17 protein-coding genes are annotated in these 21,262 nt (G+C 50.2%); 5 read left to right on the top strand and 12 right to left on the bottom strand.

The window, feature by feature from the left end; genetic code table 11:
• Nucleotides 1-11 precede the first annotated feature (11 nt).
• The 3 genes from LC084_RS01435 to LC084_RS01425 all read right to left on the bottom strand — a co-directional run bounded on the left by LC084_RS01435 (nt 12) and on the right by LC084_RS01425 (nt 2,723).
• Nucleotides 12-1,130: an NADH:flavin oxidoreductase/NADH oxidase gene (locus LC084_RS01435; RefSeq protein ID WP_226568716.1), complete on the bottom strand. Its 1,119-nt coding sequence runs from the start codon at nt 1,128-1,130 to the stop codon at nt 12-14.
• 76 nt (nt 1,131-1,206) lie between these two features.
• Nucleotides 1,207-2,202 carry a zinc-binding dehydrogenase gene (locus LC084_RS01430; protein WP_226568714.1) on the bottom strand — a complete coding sequence of 332 codons (996 nt, stop codon included), beginning with the start codon at nt 2,200-2,202 and terminating at the stop codon, nt 1,207-1,209.
• A gap of 14 nt (nt 2,203-2,216) precedes the next feature.
• Nucleotides 2,217-2,723, bottom strand: coding sequence for a lactoylglutathione lyase family protein (locus LC084_RS01425; RefSeq protein WP_226568712.1), 507 nt, complete (start codon nt 2,721-2,723; stop codon nt 2,217-2,219).
• 92 nt (nt 2,724-2,815) lie between these two features.
• Here LC084_RS01425 and LC084_RS01420 point away from each other — a divergent pair, with 92 nt between their 5' ends.
• Nucleotides 2,816-3,706 (top strand): LysR family transcriptional regulator, encoded by an 891-nt coding sequence (locus tag LC084_RS01420; protein WP_226568711.1) that lies wholly within the window; start codon nt 2,816-2,818, stop codon nt 3,704-3,706.
• A gap of 43 nt (nt 3,707-3,749) precedes the next feature.
• Here LC084_RS01420 and malZ read toward each other — a convergent pair whose 3' ends face one another.
• The 5 genes from malZ to phoB form a co-directional block, all read right to left on the bottom strand.
• The gene (gene malZ, locus LC084_RS01415; protein ID WP_226568709.1) at nt 3,750-5,579 is read right to left on the bottom strand and encodes a maltodextrin glucosidase; all 1,830 of its coding nucleotides are present in this window, start codon (nt 5,577-5,579) and stop codon (nt 3,750-3,752) included.
• Between the two features lie 164 nt (nt 5,580-5,743).
• Complete coding sequence (gene proY / locus LC084_RS01410) at nt 5,744-7,129, bottom strand: proline-specific permease ProY (RefSeq protein WP_226568707.1); 1,386 nt, start codon at nt 7,127-7,129, stop codon at nt 5,744-5,746.
• Nucleotides 7,130-7,198: 69 nt separating this feature from the next.
• The gene (gene brnQ / locus LC084_RS01405; RefSeq protein WP_226568705.1) at nt 7,199-8,518 is read right to left on the bottom strand and encodes a branched-chain amino acid transporter carrier protein BrnQ; all 1,320 of its coding nucleotides are present in this window, start codon (nt 8,516-8,518) and stop codon (nt 7,199-7,201) included.
• 626 nt (nt 8,519-9,144) lie between these two features.
• Nucleotides 9,145-10,455: a phosphate regulon sensor histidine kinase PhoR gene (phoR, locus tag LC084_RS01400; protein WP_226568703.1), complete on the bottom strand. Its 1,311-nt coding sequence runs from the start codon at nt 10,453-10,455 to the stop codon at nt 9,145-9,147.
• A 22-nt stretch (nt 10,456-10,477) separates the two neighbouring features.
• Nucleotides 10,478-11,167 carry a phosphate response regulator transcription factor PhoB gene (phoB, locus tag LC084_RS01395; RefSeq protein ID WP_226568701.1) on the bottom strand — a complete coding sequence of 230 codons (690 nt, stop codon included), beginning with the start codon at nt 11,165-11,167 and terminating at the stop codon, nt 10,478-10,480.
• Between the two features lie 251 nt (nt 11,168-11,418).
• On the opposite strand from phoB, the gene sbcD reads away from it, so the two are divergent.
• Together sbcD and sbcC are read left to right on the top strand one after the other, a co-directional pair.
• Nucleotides 11,419-12,627 carry an exonuclease subunit SbcD gene (gene sbcD, locus LC084_RS01390; RefSeq protein ID WP_226568700.1) on the top strand — a complete coding sequence of 403 codons (1,209 nt, stop codon included), beginning with the start codon at nt 11,419-11,421 and terminating at the stop codon, nt 12,625-12,627.
• Complete coding sequence (gene sbcC / locus LC084_RS01385) at nt 12,624-15,782, top strand: exonuclease subunit SbcC (RefSeq protein ID WP_226568698.1); 3,159 nt, start codon at nt 12,624-12,626, stop codon at nt 15,780-15,782. Before sbcD ends, sbcC begins: the two co-directional genes overlap by 4 nt.
• Nucleotides 15,783-16,055: 273 nt before the next feature.
• Here sbcC and mak read toward each other — a convergent pair whose 3' ends face one another.
• A complete protein-coding gene (gene mak, locus LC084_RS01380; RefSeq protein WP_226568697.1) occupies nt 16,056-16,967 on the bottom strand; it encodes a fructokinase in 912 nt (303 codons plus the stop codon).
• Between the two features lie 126 nt (nt 16,968-17,093).
• Between mak and rdgC the strand changes: the two genes are divergently transcribed.
• Nucleotides 17,094-18,011, top strand: a complete 918-nt coding sequence (gene rdgC / locus LC084_RS01375; protein WP_226568695.1) for a recombination-associated protein RdgC — start codon at nt 17,094-17,096, stop codon at nt 18,009-18,011.
• 163 nt (nt 18,012-18,174) lie between these two features.
• Here rdgC and ppnP read toward each other — a convergent pair whose 3' ends face one another.
• From ppnP to aroL, 3 genes are all read right to left on the bottom strand, one after another.
• Entirely contained in the window at nt 18,175-18,459 is a 285-nt protein-coding gene (gene ppnP / locus LC084_RS01370) for a pyrimidine/purine nucleoside phosphorylase (RefSeq protein ID WP_226568693.1), read from the bottom strand.
• Nucleotides 18,460-18,531: 72 nt separating this feature from the next.
• Nucleotides 18,532-19,215, bottom strand: coding sequence for an AroM family protein (locus LC084_RS01365; protein ID WP_226571103.1), 684 nt, complete (start codon nt 19,213-19,215; stop codon nt 18,532-18,534).
• 359 nt (nt 19,216-19,574) lie between these two features.
• Nucleotides 19,575-20,111, bottom strand: coding sequence for a shikimate kinase AroL (gene aroL, locus LC084_RS01360; RefSeq protein WP_226568691.1), 537 nt, complete (start codon nt 20,109-20,111; stop codon nt 19,575-19,577).
• A gap of 333 nt (nt 20,112-20,444) precedes the next feature.
• On the opposite strand from aroL, the gene LC084_RS01355 reads away from it, so the two are divergent.
• Nucleotides 20,445-21,206: a DUF2076 domain-containing protein gene (locus LC084_RS01355; RefSeq protein WP_226568689.1), complete on the top strand. Its 762-nt coding sequence runs from the start codon at nt 20,445-20,447 to the stop codon at nt 21,204-21,206.
• Nucleotides 21,207-21,262: the final 56 nt, after the last annotated feature.

The following is a 21,262-nucleotide window of genomic DNA, read 5'->3' as shown; positions in this document are numbered from 1 at the left end:
TAGCCCGGATGTTATTGCGCTGAACCTTTACCCGGGCCTGCATAACGTGACAGCCAGTAGCCATATTGCACCGGCAGCACGAACTGAGCAGGTTTTTCAATGCCCAGTTCACTCGCCATTTGTACCGGGTAATGCGGATTTGCCAGGTGCGCACGGCCAATCATAGCAAGGTCAATTTTCCCATCCAGGAGTACCGTTTCCACAGTTTTGGCGTCATCAAGGCACCAGCCAGTCGCAACCGGTAAGCCCGTTTTCCGCCCAACTTTTTCCGCCACCGGCACCATAAATGCTGGCCCCCAGGGGACATTACCTGCCGTAGTAGAAAAGCCCATTGAAACATTCAGCATATCCAGCCCGGCAGATTTGAAACCCTTCACCAGTGCTATAGATTCGGCCAGGTGCTGCTCATCATGGCCGTCAAATTCAACCACCCCGAAGCGGGCTGTCAGTGGTAAGTTTTCTGGCCATACTTCGCGTACTGCCGCCAACGTTTCAAGTAGAAAACGGCCACGGTTTTCGGCGCTGCCACCATACTGGTCAGTTCGCTGGTTTGCTACTGGAGAGAAAAAGCTTTGCGCCAGGTACCCATGGGCGAAATGCAGCTCAAGCCATTCAAACCCTGCGGCCAAAGCCCGTTTAGCCGCTGCAACGAAATCCGCTTTAACACGCTGGATATCGTCAATGCTCATTGCTTTCGGTACTTTCGGCAAATTAGCGCCGAAAGCGATGGCTGAAGGCGCCAGTGTCTGCCAGGCGTCTTTCTCGCCATCTGGAATATGGTCATCGCCTTCCCAAGGGCGACGCGCACTGGCTTTACGCCCTGCATGGCCAATCTGAATTCCCGGTACGGCACCTGCCGCTTTAATTGCCTTGGCTATATTCGCCATACCGGTGATTTGCCCGTCTTCCCATAAGCCGGTACAACCTGGAGTGATGCGCCCTTCCGGTGAAACCGCTGTAGCCTCAACAATAACCAGGCCAGCACCACCACGCGCCATTCCGGCATAATGGCTTTCATGCCACTCAGTTGTGTAACCATTCTGCGCGCTGTACTGGCACATGGGTGGTATTGCAATACGGTTACGCAACACCACATCTTTAAGTTTGAACTCACTAAATAACGCAGTCATATCTCTACCTTAGTTATTTCAGAACCATTCACAATCTGTTCCTGGCAGATACCTGTCAGCAGTCACTTTAATCACTTCACACTCGCACCAGCGGTTTACCCGAGAATGCCCGTGCTTTGAGGGCACCGAGCAAATCAGGTAACTCACCAAATGGGCGAATAACTGTCTCTTCAGCCCGCAGGCGGCCTTGTGACAAGTCAGACAACATAGCTTCCCCGGCAGAAGTTAACGCTTGCCAGTCGTCGTCATCGCCCCAGGTATGCAATGCTCCTAATGCCACTTCGTGCATAGATATCGCCATACCGAAAGCAGGCAGTGGCCAGCCAGGCAAACGCCCCTGGATGCAAAGAATATGGCCGTTAGCACGTAATGCCGGCACCAGTTTTGCTGCATGCTGTTCACTAACAGCATCAATAACACCATGAAACTGGCGGGACAACCAAGCCGGTAATATCGCCTCTTCACCACGCAAGTTAGGGAAACAACGCAGCGCCCCTAAATCGGACAGGCGCTCATGATGACGGGGATGCGCCAGTGCTGTAACACGCCACCCGGCACGCACCGCCAGTTGAACCAAATATTGCCCTACAGCCCCCCCGGCACCACCAATTAACAAGTGTTGCCCTGCCTGCAAAGGTAATTTGCTAACAGCCTGCCAGGCGGTCAGCCCCGGGCAAGGAAAACTGGCAGCAGTCTCGAAGGACAAATTATCCGGTATCGCCATTAATGCCCGGCTTTGTACCGGCGTAAACTGGGCATAACTGCCATGGCGCAACAAGCTCTGGTGCCATACCACACGCTTACCAACCCATGCCGGTGACACTTGTTTACCTGCGGCAACAACAATACCAGCACCATCCACCCCAGGGACATGGCCGGGTTCCCAGGGGAGATGGCCCAGTACCTTCCAGTCAACGGGATTGAGGCCAATTACTTTATTCGCCACCAATACTTCATCATCAGCCAGAGGGGATACAGCCAGGCTCACCTGAGTTAACGATTCGACATCATGGCCTTCACGCCATACCCATGCCTGATACTGTGCTGGCAATCCTTGTTGCATTTCACCCATTATTAATTGTCCTGTTACTTACTCTGGTAAGCCCCGGCTGAATAGGTCAATTCATAGCTGTGGCTGTAAATTTCGATAATATTGCCGAAGGGATCTTCCATATACACCATACGATATGGTTTCTCGCCTGGGTAATATTCACGCACTGGCATACGCTGTTTACCGCCAGCAGCAACGATTTTAGCGGCCAGGCCTTCTACATCCGGGTCCTGGATACAGAAATGGAATACCCCGGTTTTCCAGTATTCAAAGTTATTTTCCGGTTTTTCCGCAGCCTTGAACTCAAAGATTTCAACACCAACCCGGTCGCCAGTAGAAAGGTGAGCGATGCGAAAAGAAGACCAGCCTGCACCAAATACATCACTGCACATTACACCAATGGCGCTATCGTCTTCAGTGATAGTGGTGGGTGGCATAATCAAATACCAACCCATCACTTCAGTGTAAAACTTCACGGCTGCGTCCAGGTCAGTTACAGACAACCCGATATGTGAGAAAGCGCGGGGATAAGTTTGACTCATGTTAAGACTCCTTGATTTGTATTCCACAAGCCTACGCCCACAAAGCTATAATAAGAACCATCCACAACTAATGGTTTCTATAATAATTCGTAATGGTTAATCCACAATGGTTACGCTCATTTGCCGCACTGGCTAAAGAGGGAAACTTTACTCGGGCGGCGGACAGTTTGTTACTGACCCAGTCGGCGGTCAGCCAGCATGTTAAACATCTGGAAACAGAGTATGGGCAACTGATTATTCGCCACCCCCGGCATGTTGAATTGACGCCTGCAGGCGAAGTGCTGCTGCGTTTTTACGATGAAGTTTGTGGTGCGGAAAAACGCCTTAATTCCAGCCTGGCGGCCCGGAATGATGACCAGGGTGAAATCAGTGTGATAAGCCCCGGTAGTATTGGGTTATCACTGTATCCGTTATTACTGAACTTACAGCAGCAATGTCCTGCATTGACAGTACGCTACCGCTTTGCGCCGGATAAAGAAGTGGTGGATGCTGTGCTGAATAATCATTTCGAACTGGGGATTGTGCCGTTAAAACCAGACAACCCCAGCCTGAATAACGAGTTCTTCGCTAACGAACACCTGGAGTTAATTGTCCCGGCTGGAGTCAGTGTGCAAACCTGGCAGTCGCTTGAAAACCTTGGTTTTATAAACCACCCAGATGGGGTTGTAATGGCAACGCGTTTACTCAGCCGCTGGTTTCCAGGCAACCCGGGTGTGATAAACCTGCCAGAGAAAGGTTTTATTAACCAAATAGGCCTGATACTTGAGCCGGTCGCCCGTGGGCTGGGCTTTACTGTATTACCCCGCTTTGCCCGCATGGCATTTGCGCGCCAGGAGGCTATCCAGGCGCTGGAACTGGGCCCGGAAGTGGTTAACCCATTATGGCTAATCTACCGGGCCGAATGGCCGTTGTCCCGCCGGGCTTTAAAAGCGTTGAGCGTATTACGTTCCGCCTGTGAAACAACACAGCCACCCACAGCATAACCTGCCACTGACCACCCGGTTGGATAAGCTGGGTGTCAGTCACTTATTTCCCCTGCCAGACCGTCGCTGACACGCCAGGCAATACCAATGTCATCTCATTGATGGCACCGCTGATGGCACCGCTGCCTTCAAGACATTGCCAGGTTTTATCTGCCAGCAGAGCAGAGAAAGGCAGCGTGCACGTGGTTTTCTGCCCACGGTTAAAAGCAACCAGAATCCGCTCTTTTTGCCAAACGCGAACAAAGACCAATACATCCCCCTCGGCAAAAATCACCTGGCAACCACCATGGCGCAGGGCCTTACTTTTTCGACGTATCGCTGCAATACGCTGGTACAGGCTTAACAACGCCAGGTCTTGTTGTGACTCATCCCATGGGAAGGGTTTACGGCACATAGGGTCGTTGCTGCCATCAAGCCCCACTTCATCGCCATAATAAATACAAGGCACACCTGGCCAGCAAAATAGCCAGACAACAGCCAGCGACAGGCGGGCAACATCTTTCCCCAGCAACGTTTTAAACCGCGCTGTGTCGTGGCTGTCGAGTTGGTTAAACATACGTAACTGTTGCTGATGAGATAAGCCAGCCCGGTAATCTTCCAGCCAGGCCGCGCAAGTTTCGGCATCAATATGATTAGGGTCGTAAGAAATGTCGGTGTTAGCAAGAAACCCCCAAACCGGGAAGCTAAACCCACGGTAGTTCATTGCGCTGTGCTCGGCATCATTCTGCAACCACTGACGGGCATCACCGAAGTGTTCACCAAACACAAAAGCTTCCGGGTTTGCTTCACAAGAAGCTTTGGTTATACCCGTAATATGTTGCTGGTTATTTTTAGCCCCCCCAGCTTCACCCAACATTTGCACCACATCCAGCCGCCAGCCATCCATATTCCATGGGGGTTGCAGCCAATGGCGCACCACACTGTTTTCGCCTTGGTAGATTTCATCCACGACACCAGCACTGCGGTAGTCAAGCTTGGGCAGGCTGCTGTAGCCCAGCCAGTTCAGTGCCTGGCCTGATTCATCAAAGTGGTACCACTCACGCCAGGGTGAATCCGCATTGTGGCAGGCACCTTGTGAATGCTGTTGGTAACGGTCAAACCAGGGGTGTGTATCTCCAGTGTGGTTAAAGACACCATCCAGAATCAGGCGCATTCCCTTATTTCTGGTTTGTTGCCGTAAACGCAGTAAAGCATCATTGCCGCCGAATGCCGTATCCACCTCGCGGTAATTTTGGGTATCGTATTTATGCACGCTGGGGGCAGTGAACACCGGGTTAAGGTACAGCGCGGTTACCCCAAGCTTTTGCAGATAAGGTAGTTTTTCAGTGATACCATCCAAATCCCCACCATAAAATGTTGACCCCCCGGCTTCGTGCGTAAGCGGTTCATGCCAGGCCTTATGCCGGGTTTCAGTCCCGGCAGAATGGTGCCAGTAAGTACGGTCAGCCTCAGGCTTACGCTGGCGGCCGCGGGCAAAACGGTCAGGAAATATTTGATAAAATACCTGATCTGCGACCCAACCGGGCCCGGTATCCGGGTAATCAAATGCAAAAGTTTCCAGCCGCGGCGGTGGGAAAGCGCCCATCCCCCATGGCGAAAACCATTGCTGGCGGTCGGCCCATAACAGTTTAAAGCTGTAGCGGCGGCGTGGCTGCCCCTGAGAAAGGCTGATTCGCCCGCGCCAGGCCACTACGCCCTTGGCAGGCGCCGCACTTTGACGCTTCATCGGCATCATCAGCTCTTCGTTATCTTCTTCATAACGGATAACAACACGCTGCGGTAAATCATTACCAGCCAGCCACAAGGTCACAACCAAATGGTTATCATGAACCGTGACAAACGGCGTAACTGGCAAGTGCCAGGCTGTTAACATAATCGCTCTCCCCTCTCTGGAATTGCGCCACCTTGCCATAATCGTTACACAGGAAACTCACCATTGGCGACTTTATTCGGGGAGGATAACGGGGGAGGAGAAAACGGAAAGGGAAACAGACACAGCCCGGGGAGAAACCAGATGCCTCCCCGGAGCAGAAAAAGCTAGTCGTTATCGGATACCAGCACAGCTTTGCGGTTATCTGCACGGCATTTCATCACCCAGCCCGCCAGCAACAGCACAATCCAGACAATACCAACATAAAGCGAAATGCGGGTTTCTGGGTGGTAGCCAATTAGCCCAATAATAAAGACCAGGAATACCAGCCCGACCACTGTAGTAATTACGCCGCCCGGTACTTTAAACTTCAGCGCGGCAACTTCACTGGCAGGTAAGCGGTGGCGGAAAGCTATTTGAGACAGCAAAATCATAATCCACACCCACACAGTGGCGAACGTGGCAAGGGAAGCAATCACCAGGAACACATTTTCCGGCATGATGTAGTTGAGGTACACCGCAACCAGCAATGCCCCGGTCATTACCACAACCGTTACCCAGGGAATGCCTTTGCGCGACGTTTTCGCGAAGATTTTAGGTGCACTGCCCTGCTCGGCCATACCGTGCAACATGCGCCCCACGCCAAAAACATCACTGTTGATGGCAGACAGTGACGCGGTCAGCACCACAAAGTTCAGGATGCTGGCTGCAAAGGTAATTCCCATATGCTGGAATGTCAGAACAAACGGGCTACCGTCTGTACCTACTAAATTCCACGGGTAGATGGACATAATGACAAACAGCGTACCCACATAGAACACCAGAATACGCATCGGGACGGAGTTAATGGCTCGCGGGATAGATTGTTCCGGGTCTTTCGCCTCACCTGCCGTGATACCGATGATTTCAATCCCGCCATAGGCAAACATCACCATTTGCAGCGACATAACCATCCCCAGCCAGCCATTACTGAAGAATCCGCCATTACTCCACAGGTTATGGACTCCGGTGGGTTCTCCGCCATTGCCGATACCCCACAGGATAATCCCCACCCCGGCAACAATCATGATGATAATCGTGGCGACTTTGAAGAATGAGAACCAGAACTCCAGTTCCCCAAACACTTTCACACTCATCAAATTGATGGCGCAAATAATTAGCACCACACTCAACACCCAGATCCAGTGCGGCACAGTTGGGAACCAGACGCCCATATAAATACCGAATGCGGTGACATCCGCAATGGCAACAATCAGTATCTCAAAACAGTAGGTCCAGCCAGTGATATAGCCCGCTAAAGGGCCGAGATTTTCCTGGGCATAACGCGAAAACGAACTGGCAGAAGGGTTGTGTACCGACATTTCACCCAGGGCACGCATTATGATGTAAGCGGCAATCCCGCCAATAATGTATGCCAGTAATACACTGGGGCCTGCCATTTTTATCGCATCCGCGGAGCCGTAAAACAGGCCGGTACCAATTGCCGACCCCAGCGCCATAAAACGGATGTGACGCGTACTCAGACCACGTTTGAGTTTGTTCGCGTTTTCCATGTTTCTCTTACCATCTGACAAAATAAAAAACCACGGTGCAAAACACCGTGGTTGAACAAATAATTCTTTTTAGTGTGCAGTGGAAGCGACTTCACCACCTGCCACTTTATCCCACACAACCGAGATGAGCAGCATCACAAGCGTTGGCATCAGCCAGGCAAGCCCTTCTTTAGCTAATGGTAAATGGGTTGACCATGCGGGAAGAATCTCACTAAAAGGTGAAGCTTTCACGCCGTCAATTAACCCAAACAGCAGACTGATTAACATGCCTGGCGCAATAATACGCGTTGGGTTGCTCCACCACGGGCGGGTGAAACTTAATACGACCAGCACAATACAAGGCGGGTAGATAGCCGTAAGCACCGGCACCGAAATGTTGATCAAGTGGGTTAAACCGAGGTTAGACACCACCATAGAAAACAGGCCCAGAATAAATACCAGGGTGCGGTAAGAAACAGGCAGATACTGCGCGAAGAATTCAGCACAGGCACAAGTCAACCCAACCGCCGTTACCATACAGGCAACAAAAATTAATATTGCCAGCAACAGGCTGCCATAGATTCCAAACGTATGTTGCACATAAGCATGGAGAATAGCGGCACCATTAGCAGACTGAGCCACCAGAGAGCTGCTGTCAGAGCCCAGGCGGAACAGGCACAAATACAACAATGTCAGGCCAATACCAGCAATCAAGCCAGCCCAAATCGTATAACGAGTCAACAGGCGAGATTCAGTTACGCCACGAGAACGGGCAGCATTAACAATCACAATGCCGAACACCAGCGCACCCAGGGTATCCATTGTCAGATAGCCATTGACGAACCCATTAGAAAACGCAGCATTCTGGTATGCCTCAGTTGCGTCACTTAAGCCACCTGCAGGCCAGAAAATTGCCCCACCACCCAGAATAATTAATGCGACGATTTTTACCGGTGCAAGAAAGTGACCGACAGTATCAAGCAACTTCCCAGGATAGAGTGAAATCCCAATCACCAGAGCAAAATAAATCAGGCTGTAAATCAGTAAAGGGGTGGGACCATCGCCTGCCAGCGGAGCAATCCCTACTTCAAATGACACGGTTGCTGTGCGGGGTGTGGCAAACAACGGCCCAACAGCCAGATAACAAATTGTTGCCAGCACCAGGCCTGCATGGCGGCCAATGGGGGAACTGAGGTTATCAATACCACCACCCACTTTTGCCAGCGAGATAACAGTCAGGACGGGTAAACCAACTGCGGTAATAAGAAAGCCAGCCGCCGCAATCCAAACATGCGGGCCAGCCTGTAAACCAACCATTGGAGGAAAAATGATGTTCCCTGCGCCAACAAACAACGCAAAGGTCATAAAACCTAAAGCGATGATGTCACGGGATGTTAATTGACGGGTCATATCGTACTTGTAGCCTGTGGATGTGGTGTTGAATGTAATGATTTATCGCCTTAATACTCCAAACTGCAGGGGCGTTGATTCTCCTGTCTTCCCAGTCACCCTGGACAAGAGCTGGAGTTCACTGCACTACCACTGCCTGCAACCTGAATATTGTGCGTATATGTTGTTTGCAGAAGCGAAAACCTGGCTGGCAGGAAACATACTGAGCTAAACGCCCCGAAAACCGGGGGCGAATACACTGCTGCTGAGTTACCGCCACAGCCAGAAGAACAGCCATTTTCTAAATGGCGGGCAACAACATAGCATTTACAGCGGGATATGCTCATGATTAACCATAATTAAGAATAGTTTTCCGGTTAATAAGGCAATCCTGGTATATTCCTGCACAAACAGGGGCGCAATTAAAACGCTTATAGCGTTTAAAGGCAAGAAGCGATCCTAAAACAAGCGACTTATTCCAAAATAAGAACAATAAGTAGGTATTATCTCTAATTTACCATCATAAGAACCGCTTATAGTTCGAACAAAAAGTCATCAGCCGGAAATATTCCTTGCATTACTGCTGCAATACAAAAGAAAGCAGGCCATATATATGGCCCACTGGAAAGTTATGTTTACAGTTGAATTCAGGCTTGTGCCGCCAGCACCTTATCACTGACCAGCAAACGCTCCGGCAACTCAAAAGAAAAACAGCTCCCTTTGCCGAGCGTACTATCAATACTCAGGCGAGAATCATGGTGAGTAAGGGCATGCTTCACTATTGCCAAACCTAACCCACTTCCCCCCGTCTGGCGCGAACGTGCTTTATCTACCCGATAGAAACGCTCGGTCAGGCGTGGTAAGTGCTCAGGTGAGATTCCGGGCCCGTCGTCCTGCACAGAGAAGCGTGCGCCATGAGATACTTTCTCCCACTTAACCTGAATGTGCGTCCCTTCTGGTGTGTGGTTAATTGCGTTATAAACCAGGTTAGACATAGCACTGCGTAACTGTTCTTCACTACCATAAACCTGTAACGCTGGGTTGACTGTGAAACTTATCTGGTGGCGGCCCTGGCTCAAGGTTTGAGCTTCACGCTCCACCAAACGCAACATCAGAGGAACATCAATTTTATCTGTAAGGCTCAACACCGGCGCTGCTTCAATACGTGATAATGTCAGTAACTGGCGTACCAGCCCTTCCATGCGCGAGGTTTGTTCCCGCATAGTGACCAGTGCTTTCTCACGCACAACCCCTTCCAGCGACTGGTCCTGCATCATTTCCAGGTAGCCCTGCAGCACAGTCAGTGGAGTGCGCAATTCATGGCTGACATTGGCAAAAAAGTTACGCCTTGCCCCTTCAAGCTGGTGCATCTGAGTCACGTCACGCACCACCATCAGCCACTGTCCGTCGGTATAAGGCATAATACGAAACTCAAGATGGCGGCCGTTATTCAGCACCTGGTTGAAAGGGCGCGTGAAATCGCGCTTTTTGATGTACTGGTTAAATTCCGGGTAACGCAGCAAGTTAACAATATTTTGCCCGTTATCATCCGGCCAGCGTAAATTAAGTAATTGAATAGCAAGGCCATTACACCAAAAAATGGCACCCACTTCTGTCATCATTACCAATGCATCCGGCAATGATTCCGCCCCACTACGGAACCGCTTAATGAGATTACCCAGTTCTTTGCGCCGCTTTTTATTGCGCATTTGCATCTGGTGAATACCGTACATCAGCGGCTCCCAGCTCCCGGAACCTGTTGGTGGCGTCATACTGCGGTCAACCCACAACCACCAGGAAAGCCTTAACAGATTCCAAAAGTGCCAAACAAGCAGGCCTGTCACACTCGCCAGTAAAAACCAGGGAAGATAACCAAAGAACGCCCCTAGCAATAAAGCAGGCATGCAACACAGCGCCAGTTCGAGCACCAGCCTTCGCCATGACAACCGTTCAAGCACGGGTCATACTCCATCCAGATAATTAAAAACGGGCTGAAAAACGATAACCCGTACCGCGAACGGTTTGAACCATACGATCATGACCACTGAATTCCAGCGCTTTACGCAAGCGGCGAATGTGAACATCTACCGTTCGGTCTTCAACATAAACATTCGTCCCCCATACATGATTAAGGAGTTGTTCACGGCTGTAAACCCGCTCTGGATGTGTCATGAAAAAATGCAGTAACTTAAACTCTGTTGGCCCCATATCCAGCGGGCTCTCACCCGTCATCACACGGTGAGAAGAAGGGTCCAGGCTCAGCCCCTGAATTTCTATCACTTCTTCTACTGCCATTGGCGATATACGCCGCATCACTGCTTTAATACGCGCAACCAGTTCTTTGGGTGAAAACGGCTTGGTGATGTAATCATCCGCCCCGATTTCCAGCCCTCTGACACGGTCTTCTTCTTCTCCGCGAGCCGTAAGCATGACCACAGGAATATCACGTGTCATCGCTTCTCGTTTCAGGTGCTTGATAAACTGAATCCCGGAGCCGCCCGGCAACATCCAGTCGAGTAAAATTAAATCCGGCCAGGGTTCGTTGAGCTGGTTTACTGCACTGTCATAATCTTCCGCCTCAACAGCCTGAAAACCATTTTGTTCGAGCACAAAACACACCATTTCACGAATGGGTGCTTCATCTTCCACAACCAGAATTCGTCTCGCCATAATCAGCCCTGTAAATATATACAATAATTTAACGCGGCGTCATTATGCGTCAGTTTTATGACAGTTTTATGAAAAAAATGACCATTACATGACCTGCTATATTATTTTATGACAAAGCGTTTCCTTCTGCTGCAAAGCAGGCAGAAACAGTCATCACACTGGCCCCCATTACACAGCTTTCTACAACACACCTGCAACTTCGACCACCACACGTATATAATCACCACTTCGCTTTCAAACCAGGACAGGTTATGCGCATTCTTCACACCTCTGACTGGCATCTGGGGCAAAATTTCTATACTAAAAGCCGTGCTCCAGAACATGCTGCCTTTCTAAACTGGCTAACCGAAATGGTTGAACAGCACCAGGTTGACGCTGTCATTGTCGCTGGCGACATTTTCGATACTGGCTCCCCCCCCAGCTATGCACGTGAATTGTATTACCGCTTTGTCGTTCAGCTTCAAGAAACGGGTTGTACTCTGGTGGTTCTGGGCGGCAATCATGATTCTGTCGCCACATTGAATGAATCACGTGAACTATTGGGTTACCTGAATACCTGGGTTATCGCCAGTACATCTGACACCGAAGCCCCTATTTTATTACCGCTTCGCAACGGTGAACCTGGTGCGGTACTCTGCCCGGTTCCTTTTTTACGCCCACGAGATATCCAAATCAGCCAGTCCGGGCAAAGTGGGCAGCAAAAACAACAGGCATTGGTCGAGGCCATTCACCTCTATTACCAGCAAGGCTATGAAGCTGCTTGTGAATTGCGAGGTAATCGGAAACTGCCGATTATTGCCACAGGCCACCTGACAACCGTCGGAGCCAGTAAAAGCGATGCCGTGCGCGATATTTATATCGGCACACTCGACGCCTTCCCGGCCAATACCTTCCCCCCAGCAGATTACATTGCTTTGGGGCATATTCATCGCCCGCAAAAAGTCACCAGTAGTGAGCATATCCGCTACTGCGGGTCGCCCATTGCGCTGAGTTTCGACGAAACCAACAGCACAAAAATGGTGCTATTGGTAGATTTCAATGAAGGTGAACTGAGTACAGTAACGCCGCTCCCGGTGCCGGTAACCCAGCCATTGCTAATGCTTAAAGGCTCGCTGGACAGCATCACACAGCAACTGGAAGCCTGGCGAGATGCACCTTCCACACCGGTGACCTGGCTTGATATTGAAATCACTACAGACCAGTACCTCCACGACATGCAAAAACAGCTACAGGCACTAACTGCTGATTTACCCGTCGAAATTGTGTTATTGCGCCGCAGCCGTGAACAACGGGAAAAAATTATCGCTAACCAACAAAAAGAAACTCTGAGCGAACTCAGTACCCGTGAAGTGTTTGAACGTCGTCTGGCGCAAGAAAGTATCGATGAAAACCAGGTGTCACGCCTGCGTGGGTTATTTGCTGAAACCCTGCATCATTTGGAAGAGGAGCCGAAGTCATGAAAATTCTGACGCTGAGGCTTAAAAACCTGAATTCACTTAAAGGTGAATGGAAAATCGACTTTACTCAGTCACCGTTTAACAGCAATGGCTTGTTCGCGATTACCGGCCCTACTGGCGCGGGGAAAACAACACTGCTGGATGCCATTTGCCTGGCGTTGTATCACCAGACGCCTCGCCTCAACATCATTTCCCAATCCAGTAACGATCTCATGACTCGTGACACCGCAGAATGCCTTGCGGAAGTTGAGTTCGAAGTAAAAGGCGTCGCCTGGCGCGCCTTCTGGAGCCAGAACAGGGCTCGCAACCAGCCTGACGGAAAACTCCAGGCACCAAGAGTTGAACTGGCACGTTGCGCAGACGGCAAAATCATTGCCGACAAAGTGAAAGATAAACTGGAAACCATTGCCCGCCTGACAGGGCTGGATTACGACCGGTTTACTCGTTCAATGTTACTATCCCAGGGGCAATTTGCCGCATTTCTTAATGCTGATGCTAAAGCACGCGCAGAATTGCTGGAAGAACTTACCGGCACCGAGATTTATGGGCAGATCTCCGCACTGGTGTTCGACACATGGAAGCAGCACAAACAGCAACTGGAACAATTACAGGCCAGAGCCAGCGGTGTGCAATGCCTGTCACCTGATGAACGCGCAGCGCTGGAAGCTCAGGCTGCATCTCTGGCACAAATTGAGCAACAGATACTCAAGCAACAACACCAGGTACAATCTGCTGTTCAGTGGCTACAACAATTAACCCATCAACAGCAACAAATCAGTGTGCTCGAGCAAAAACGGGTTCAGGCAAAACGCGATTTTGAGGCGGCACAACCTGACCGTGAACGCCTGGCTCTGGCACAACCCGCCGAAAAATTGCGCCCGGTCTGGCAACAATGCACAGAACAGTCCAACCGTGTTAGCCACCAGGAACAACAACTGGCTGATTTATCTCAACGTCTGAACACCGCCAGCCAGGTACGCCAACAAGTATGGCTGGCAGCCCGGAATAAAAACACACATATAGAAACGCAACGCCAGGCGGTTACGGCCTGGTTGGGCGAACACCAACAGGTGGAAGAGTGGCAGCACGAACTGGCCGGATGGCGCAGCAGCTTTGCCCGCTACAGGGCTGACAGTAAACAACTCGAAGCCTTGCAGCAAACCCTGGCCACACAACAAGAAAAACTGTCTGCACAGGCACATTCATCCCTTTCATTAACCGGGGAAGAGACAATTGCTCGCCTGGCAGAACACCAGCGCAATCAAGTACAGCGTGAGCAACTCCGGCGTATGTCGATTGAGTTTGCCCCGCTTCGGCAACAGCACCAGCAACTACAATTACAGCGGGATGAAAACCAACAGCGTTATCAACAGGCGGGTTTGCAGCTTGCTGAACGGCGTAAGGCCTGGGCCGAAGTTAACCAGCAGTACCAGGACGTAGCGAAAATCTGTGAACTGGAAAACACTATTGTTAACCTGAATGCGGAGCGGGAACGCTTGCAGGCAGGCCAGCCATGCCCGCTATGTGGCGCAACAGAGCATCCCGCCGTTGCCCATTACCAGTCTCTGCAACCAGGAGAGAATCAGCAACGTAAAGCTGCGCTGGAAGAACGTAAGCGGCTACTGGCAGACGAAGGCGCGACATTAAAAGGCCAGCATGATGCGCTGGCAACACAAGCCGAGCAATTAACCCGCCAACAGGCCAGTATTGAACAGGCTCTGGAACGCCATCATCAACAATGGGCACAACTGTGCCAGGTACTCGGTCTTTCTGCCGTACCGGGTGACGATATTACACAGTGGTTAAGCGACAATGAAACGTACCAGGCCCAACTTCAGGCACATCAGGTGTGGCTGGGGCAACTGGCGCTGGTAGAGCAAACCAGGGCGCAACTTACTGAATTATCCCAGTCGTGTGAGCAACAACAGCTCACACTTCAAACTGCACTGGCAACCTGGCAATTACCCTGGCCGCAACCTGATGAAGTTGAATCCTGGCTGGCGGCACGCGAGAAAACACGCGAACAATGGCGCCAACAACAAGCTCTGCTGGCACAATTAAACACAGACCACGAAGCCGTCAGGCAGATCCTCCAGACACTGGAAGACGATGGTAGTGAAATACCGCTCCCGGATGAAAACACCCAGCAGCAACGGATACAGGCGTGGTCACGGCATAACAGCGAATGGGTAGCTTTACACAGCCAGGTTGAAGCACTGAATCAGCAGTTGGTGCAGGAAAAAGAGAAACTGGCTCAGTACCAACTCGCACTGGACAACGCGCTAAAGGCCAGCCAGTTTGCTTCACTACATGAAATGACAGCTGCATTGCTCGATGACGCCACTCGCCAACACCTGACTGACCGCCAGGCAACCCTGACCCAACAGGTGCAACAGCAAACGGTATTGTCAGAGCAGGCACATCAACAACTTGCTGCTCATATCGCAGCACGTCCTGAGCATCTTACCGAACAAGACACCCAAAGCGTTCTGGAAGCACAACTGGCGCTTATCAACACTCAGTGGCGCGAAAACACATCAGGCCAGGGAGCATTGCGCCAGCAACTGGAGCACGACTCTCGCCAAAGGGAACAACAACAAAGCCTGCTTAGCGCTCTTGAACAACAGCAACAGTTAGCCACCGACTGGGGCGCATTGAATGAAATGATTGGGTCTAAAGAAGGTGATAAATTCCGTAAATTTGCTCAGGGGCTGACACTGGATAACCTGGTCTGGCTGGCTAACCAGCAACTGCACCGGTTACATGGCCGCTATTTGCTACAACGCAAAGATAACGAAGCACTGGAATTGGAAGTCGTTGATACCTGGCAGGCCGATGCCGTGCGCGACACCCGGACATTATCTGGTGGAGAAAGCTTCCTCGTGAGTCTGGCGCTGGCTCTGGCGTTGTCAGACCTGGTCAGCCATAAAACCCGCATAGACTCGTTATTCCTTGATGAAGGCTTTGGTACTCTGGATGCAGAAACATTGGATACCGCCCTTGATGCACTGGATACACTCAACGCCAGTGGCAAAATCATTGGTGTTATCAGCCATGTATCAGCAATGAAAGAGCGTATTCCGGTGCAAATCAAAGTTCGGAAAGTGAATGGGCTGGGGTATAGCCGGCTGGATAAACACTTTGCTGTAGAAAGCTAGCGAATAAACAACCACCGCCAGGCCTGGCGGTGGATTAAAATTAGCAACAAAAGTGAGTGATGGCTCACTTTTATGTGGGCATGAGTGCAGGCTGCATGCAAACCAGGTCAAGTGTAAACCGGGTTAAGTGCAGACATAGCGCTGTGGCTCTCACGCCCGCAGTTCATGCCCACACTTCATGCCCGCACTTCACGTATAGAAATTCGCATATGAAAAATACACACAGGTCAGTAATGGCTCACTTACCCTGGTGACTTCATACGGGCTTCGTCTTTATTTTACTTGCGGCCATAACCAGGCAGCACCACGAACACCACTGGAATCACCATGCTTTGCCTTGTGCACTGGCGTGGTACATTCACCCCCAAATACCCAGTTATTCATCAACCCAGGTACAGTTTGGTACCAACGGTCAACATTGCTCATTCCACCACCGAGCACAATCACATCCGGGTCAAGCAGGTTCACCACATGGGCCAGAGATTTAGCCAGCCTTTGCTCATAGCGGCATAAAGCCTGCTCTGCCAGAGTATCGCCGCCAGCAGCTTGTGCGACTATCTCATTTCCGCGAAGTAAGTGGCCACTTAACCGTTGGTAATCCGTTGCGAACCCTGTTCCGGAAATAAAAGTTTCGATACACCCACGCTGCCCGCAATAGCAAGAAACATCGTCCCGATAACGCAGTTCATCATCATCCATCCAGGGCAGAGGGTTGTGCCCCCACTCCCCGGCAGTGCCATTTCCACCTGCATGGCAGCGCCCTTCAATGGCGATTCCGGCACCACATCCTGTGCCAATAATCACCGCGAATACCACCCCGGCGCCAGCGGCTGCGCCATCTACCGCTTCAGATACTGCGAGGCAGTTGGCATCATTTGCCAGGCGAACCGGTTGCCCTAATTTTGCAGCCAGATCCTGGTCAAGAGGCTGACCATTCAGCCACACAGAATTGGCGTTTTTAACCCGGTGTGTTTGCGGTGACAACGTTCCCGGAATACCTATGCCAACAGAGCCCTGTTGCCCAGTATGGGCCTGAGCCCGGTGAACTAAATCAACAATAACGTTCAGCGTTTCCTGGTAATCACCGCGTGGGGTTGCCACCCTATGGCGGAACAACTGTTCTCCCGCATCACTCAAGGCTATGACTTCCGTTTTTGTGCCACCCAGATCAATGCCAATTCTCACCTGCTGCTCCTTATTTTCTGGCCCGATGAACAGAGCCTAAGATGCGTATCAGGAAAAGGCAATGAAAGGCTCGCGCCAATTGGGTATCATGCCCGCTGCCTTTTTACTAACAGCCGGGGAACAAACATGCTGTGGTTCAAAAATTTAATGGTCTACCGCTTAAACCGTGACGTATCACTGCGTGCGGAAGAAATGGAACAAAAACTGGCTGATATGGCATTTCGCCCATGCGGTAGCCAGGATATGGCAAAGACAGGCTGGGTTGCCCCCATAGGAGCCAAAGGTGGCGATGCATTAACTCATGCTGTTGCTGGGCAAATTATGATTTGTGCCCGCAAAGAAGAGAAAATTATCCCTTCACCCGTTATTAAGCAGTCCCTGGAAGCAAAAATTAATAAACTCGAAGCCGACCAGGGGCGCAAACTACGCAAAACAGAAAAAGACGCCCTTAAAGACGAAGTGCTGCAAGACTTATTGCCAAGGGCATTCAGCCGTTTCAGCCAGACAATGATGTGGATTGACACCGTCAACGGCCTGATTATGGTTGACAGTGCCAGCGCAAAAAAAGCAGAAGATACTCTGGCGCTGCTGCGCAAAAGCCTCGGCTCATTACCTGTGGTGCCTCTTAGCATGGCAACCCCTATTGAACTGAGCCTTACCGAATGGCTGAAAAGCGGTGATGTACCACAAGGGTTCCAGCTACTGGATGAAGCGGAACTAAAAGCTATTCTGGAAGATGGTGGTGTGGTGCGCTGTAAAAAACAAGATCTGATGACCGATGAAATCACCGTGCATATTGATGCAGGTAAAGTGGTCACTAAGCTGGCTCTGGACTGGCAACAGCGTGTGCAATTTGTTATTGCAGATGATGGCTCGTTAAAACGATTAAAATTTGCCGATGAACTACGTGAGCAAAATGACGATATCGACCGCGAAGATGTCGCACAACGCTTCGATGCCGATTTCACACTAATGACTGGGGAACTGGCCGCACTGATAGCCCAACTGACTGAAGCTCTGGGTGGCGAAGCAACCAGCCAGTAAGATACCAGACTCTGGAGGATGGCGAACCTGCCCATTCACCCCATCAGGTTGGTGAAAAAGAAGGGAAAAGCGTGGTTTTTCCTTCTTTTTAGTTAGCAGGCTCAGCACTGCCCTACGGCAGTGCTTTTTTATACAGGCGGTTGCCGGAAAGACCGATAATAACTTATAAGTAGCGGCACAAATATGCTGTTGCTTCAGCCACTTTCAGGTAAAACTCACTGTTAGCCGGAACATTAAATTGCGCGCCTGGACCAAATGTTTTCCATTCGCTTTCGCCCGGCAATTGCACTGTTAACGCACCACTAATAACGGTCATTTCTTCTGCCTGCCCGGTACCAAAAGTGTATTCACCCGGTTCCATGACACCGACACTTGCCCGGCCAGCGCTTTCGCTAACAAAACCAATAGATTTTACATTACCGTCAAAATATTCATTCGACTGAAGCATTTACTGAACCCTTATGAACTAACAAAAAAACACTATAAACAGCAAATTGCAGGCCGTCATCCAAATTCAGGGTCAGTTCAAGATTTCACTGGCAAGCCTCGCCAGTAGTGAATTAGATAATAATACCGGCACATCCAGCGCCTTTTGCAATAAATCTCTGTGCTTTCTTTGATAACAAGGACTATCCAGCACTAAAACATCGGCACCCTGGTCCATCATATTCCGCCCAGTCGCCACTAATTCGTCGTCATTCTGGGTTAATGGATTTGCTAAACCATAAACTGGAGACATATACAATCTTCCCCACTTAGCTTCCTGGACTGCCTGAAACTCAGGTTGAGGTAGCATTACGCCAATCTGATGCCCACCAACAATGGAGGCGACCAACGGGGGAATCAGGCGCTCAGGTTCAAGCAACATTGCGTGAGTTGTTTGCAGGCCATGGAAACGCACATGGCTTAACAACAAAATGACTTCATAACCCTGGTTATCCAAAACCTTCAGAACAGCGTGCAATGCCTGCTCAATTTTGTATCTTGATAAACGAACACGTTGAAAATCAGCCAGTAAAGCAGAAATAGTCGGTTCACTGACTTCGTCATCAGCCCCATATTGCGCCAGCGCTTCAGCGCGTGTTTTATTACCCAAAAGAGTGAGGTAAGTAATTTGTTGCTCAGAAATATGCTCAGAGAGAAAAGGCAACATCTCACCGACAGGCATGGTATCGATACAAAGTATCGCCATCGTCGACTGCAACACATTTTTACCATGATCTATAACGGCTTGATTTAACATGGTCTGTAACCACTGCGTTGAAGATTGATCAAAAAATAATCATTAATTCTGGCAGCAATTGGCAAAAAATCCTGCGGATATATTTACCAATCGTAACCAAACGTAAATTGCAGCATCCAGTAATGCGCATTCTGTTGATAAAACAGCAAACAGAACATTCAATTACCGCATACTGATGCGAAGAGAAGTGCTGTGCAATACAGGCAAAATTAAACGCAACGAATACAGGATACTTACCCACAGTATTCTTCGTGTTAACATCTCCGACACACATAACCAGTATAGCTGTAATCCAATGTGGGCCGGGGTATTAAGGGAAATTAACTCGCCGCCTGGCTCGCTCTCGCGGCAGAGATACGCTGTAAAATATCAGCAACAATTTCAGAAGGGCTCAGAGACGCATCAATGAAGTGGTGAGCAGATTGTTGATAGAGCGATTCACGCACCGCCAATACTTCAGAAATCTCAGCAGTTATCGTTTTACCAGTAAGCGTTGGGCGCTGGCCTTCATCAGGGAATGCTTCCAGTCGATGGGTGAGCGTATCCACAGAGGCACGTAAATAAAGCACAACCCCTTGCTCACGCATAAATGCGCGGTTTTCATCACGCAGAATAATACCGCCCCCAGTCGCAACAACAGCCCCAGGCCGAGTTGCCGATTTAAGCGCCTGGCTTTCCCGTTTACGAAAACCATCCCACCCTTCCTGCTCCACGATTTCTGCCACGGACATACCACTCTGTGATAGCAGCCAATGGTCGGTATCAATAAATTGCAGCCCCAGCGCCTCTGCAAGCGCCTGACCAATGGTGGTTTTTCCGCTTCCCCTGGGGCCAACAAGAAAAATGGGTTGCGTCATGGATTTACATTCCTCTTTTTTCACAACGAACGAGTGACAGATATCAATGGCCTGTCACTTTATCATTAATTTCGCCCTACACACATGTAAATTCTTCATTACACCGAGACCATAAAAACAGGAAACCCCTTATCAGACAAGGTTTCATTCATAAACTTAGCTGTAAACAATTCATGTCAGAAGTGGACAGTAACCATACTGGAAATGCCAGGTGAAACACAAGGGCAAAGGCCTGCACTCGGTAACAATATTATGAAAAGCTTTACGTTATAGCCCCTTTTTACTGCATGGAATTTATGCACACTGAAAGTATTCACCTGCAGGAGGTATATTATGCAACCAGAAGAAAAAAATCTGATAGACGGGCTATTTCAGCGCCTGGAAACCACAGACCACAGTGGCTCACCCCGAGATGAGCAGGCCATGCAATTAATTCAGCAGCACCTGGCCCGGCAACCTGAAGCGCCCTACTATATGGCACAGACGCTGTTAATTCAGGATGCTGCTATACGCAAACTTCACAGCCAAATTCAGCAATTACAAAACCAGGTAAGCGAGTTACAAACACAAGCCACACATTCCAAAAGTGGGGGGTTCCTTTCAGGGCTATTTGGTGGAGGGCATACAACCACACCGCAACCACAATCGCAACCTGTTTCCCCCGTAACGCAGGCACCCGCGGGATACTCACCACAACAGCCACCCACATCCCCCCCAGCTTATACTGGGCGTAGCGGCGGTAGCTTCATGACCGGCGCACTGCAAACCGCAGCGGGCGTTGCAGGCGGTATGGTACTGGGAAATATGCTTACCGGCCTGTTTCACTCCTCTCGCCCAGAGGAAATCGTGAATATCATCAATGAACCAGCCCCGGATCAAAATGGCTTTATGCCCGGAGCCCTGGATAATACCACTTCATTTCAGCCCGATGCTTCCCAGGACTTTAGCGATACCACAGACCGCTTTTATGGCGGCTCAGGGCTGGGGGATGATAATGCATTTATGGGCAACGACAATTCATTTATGGATAACAACAGCGATTTCGGCAATAGCTTCGATGATGGCTTTAACAGCGATGATGATAGCTGGATTTAACCCCCTTTATCGCATCTTCCTGCCTTTCTCCCGGTTTCATACCCAGTGAAACCGGG

The organism is Mangrovibacter yixingensis, from assembly GCF_020523985.1.
In the GTDB taxonomy this organism is placed as follows: Bacteria; Pseudomonadota; Gammaproteobacteria; order Enterobacterales; family Enterobacteriaceae; genus Mangrovibacter; species Mangrovibacter yixingensis.
Note: the sequence above shows the minus strand (reverse complement) of the source record. Positions and strands in the feature narration are given on the sequence as shown.